The organism is Hungatella sp. SL.1.14 (genome assembly GCF_024460495.1).
In the GTDB taxonomy this organism is placed as follows: Bacteria; Bacillota; Clostridia; order Lachnospirales; family Lachnospiraceae; genus Hungatella; species Hungatella hathewayi.
The window spans coordinates 1-212 of record NZ_JANFYJ010000615.1 but is presented as its reverse complement, the minus strand read 5'-3'; the positions used below and the strand labels follow the sequence as shown (position 1 = coordinate 212).

Genomic DNA, 212 nt, shown 5'->3' with positions numbered 1-212 from the left:
TTTCCGTCATACGTTACTTCCCGGCCTTCCGCACTTACACGGTTTCCTTCCGCCTCTGTAATCGTCAGCGTACCTGGTACGATGCCCACCCTATAGTTCGGGTTTTTTGTATACTCTGCCGTCAGGCTGATCTCGTCTCCAACGTTGTTCTTATTCTCGTCTCCGGCTGCCCTTACATAGCTTACCTTTCCAAGGTCGCCTTCCTTTACCAC

The 212-nt window shown here is 51.4% G+C and carries 1 protein-coding gene; it reads right to left on the bottom strand.

The genetic code is table 11. From position 1 onward, the window contains the following. A partial coding sequence (locus NE473_RS33415) for a hypothetical protein (RefSeq protein WP_256265759.1) occupies positions 1 to 212 on the bottom strand: 212 nt, incomplete at both ends.